Raw genomic sequence first — 2075 nt, forward strand, 5'->3', positions numbered from 1 at the left:
GGCATGATCTATAGCCAGCAAGATCAACTATCCATGATAGCACTCCTTAATTTCCGCCGTTACGGCGCACCATTGAAGACTGGATAGGCCTTGAGCACCCGGCGGGCCTCGTCGGTCTTTTCGCCGGTATCGGGGGCTTCCACCTCTTTGGTGTAGCTCTTGTAGAAGATCGCGATGGTCGACTTTTCGCCCTTGCGGACCTGGGCGCCGAGCGACTTGGCCTGATTGTACGTCATCCAGAACGGCGAGGCGTAGCCGCACATGTCAGCGACCATCCACAGCCAGAACACATTCATGCCCCGGTACGGAATCCCGCAGGCCCGCAGGGGCCGCGAAACGGGCACGCCGCGCCACGGCTTGATCCAAGGCTTCGTGCCGGCTTCCAGACGCGCGATGATTTCTTGGGTGATGCGGGTGGCGGGCGACAAGCCGCCGCTCTGCCCCTTGCGATAGGCCATGATGGGTCTCCTGATTGAGGCATCTGGACAGTCGGCGACGGGTTCGCCGGTCAGTGCCACAGGTTCCCGAGCCCCCTCTGCTCTTCTCCAAAAAAGGAAGCGGCCCTCCGGCGTGAGCCGAAGGACCGCTTCTCGAGGTACGAGTGGCCTTGCCTGTCAGGAGGAGGTCAGGCGGCCAGCTCGCGGGGGGACTGATCTTCGGTGTCTACACCGCGCTCAGCGTCAGTGGCGTCAATCTCGGGCTCGCCAGCATCCGGCGCAGCGGGAGCGAAGCGCATGACCTCAGGCACCCATGACAGAGCCTTCTCGCGCACTTCGACTTCTGTGATGTAGGTGCCTGCGAAGACGCGCTCGGCACTCATCGCGAGATCGCTCTTCTTGACCGAGGCAAAGCGCGAGGAAAGCTCGAGGCCGCCGACGTCGGTCAGCGCGTCGAGGATCACCTGCTTTGACACCCGGTCGAAGTAATTGGCCGCAGTCGGTCGCCACCACTGCGCCATGTCGATGCCAATCAGGCTGCCGAGGTGGTCCTGGAACGGTAGCTGACGCTCGCCCGCCATGTTGAGGCTCGCCTCGAGCGACCGGGCAACGACATAGCCAAGCCAAGCGGCGCGGCCGTCATCGGACAGCGCGCGGAACAGGTCGAAGCGGCAAGTCGCATCTTCGCCAGCGCGCCAGCTTTCGTCGAGACTGGACCTGAGCTCGGCAAGCGCGCTGCTGGCCGGAGCATCCTTGGCTTCGAAGCCGATGATCGGCCCTGCCGGAAGAGGTGCACGCAGTGTGGTTGCGGCCCGTGCCCGCCAGTCATGCGTATCGGCATCAGCCAGCGTGAAGACCATGACGTCGAGCGCAAGCCCCGGATCAGAGGCAACATGCAGCGCAAGGACGTCGCGGCGCTGCATGGCGAGCTCGTCGCCCAGGCGCTTGGACAAGGTCGTCCGGCGCTTGTCCGAACCTTCCTCGCCAGCAACGACTTCGATCCTATCGTCAGCCTCGGCGGGTTCAGCCTGACGCTCGCCGTAGAACACCGGCTGGAGAACCGGCGTGCCATCGCGCGAGAGCACCAGCACCATCCCTGCCTCGGCCTTGAGTTCGGCCGCGATGACGGGCGGCCGTGCCCGGATTTCCTGACATTCGCGTTCGATGGCCTCGATGGCGGCTTCGGCCGCAGCGACAGCCTCCTCGGCACTGTCCTCGTCTTCGAGGATCGCCGCATGTTCGTCATAGGAGGCATCGAGTTCGTCGAGCCTCGCCAGTTCCGCTTCGGTCAGTAGTGCCGGTTCGGCGGGAAGCCGGACCAGCCCTTCGACCAGATCGTGGCTGGCATAGGGATCTAGCGTGGGCTTGACCCAGGCGAGACCCTGCTCGGCGGCGAGAGCTTTGGCCTGCTCTTCCATCTTTGCCGCCGCGAGGCTCTCGAGCAACGCTACATCGACCCAGGATTCGCTGTTGTCATCATCGAACAGTTCGCGTTCGATCCGGCCGCCGGCGGCGATGTAGGCATCGCGACCAACGAGCCGGGCGCGCGGATCGCTGCCCCGTGCACAGCGACATCGCAGTTGAAGGGTCAGCGACATCGTAGATGACGTGTGGGGGGAAGCGGAGGCCGGGCGTAGC

At 64.3% G+C, this 2075-nt stretch carries 1 protein-coding gene and 1 pseudogene; both read right to left on the reverse strand.

Features of this window, described 5'->3' with window-relative positions; genetic code table 11:
• Window positions 1-71: 71 nt before the first annotated feature.
• Window positions 72-458, reverse strand: a pseudogene (locus AC1Q5P_RS21805) (ArdC-like ssDNA-binding domain-containing protein); the annotation flags it as partial.
• Window positions 459-625: 167 nt separating this feature from the next.
• On the reverse strand, window positions 626-2075 hold a 1450-nt coding region (locus AC1Q5P_RS21810), incomplete at its 5' end, for a chromosome partitioning protein ParB (RefSeq protein ID WP_492520016.1).

This window comes from Novosphingobium sp. GW835-FHT14H07, assembly GCF_058793515.1.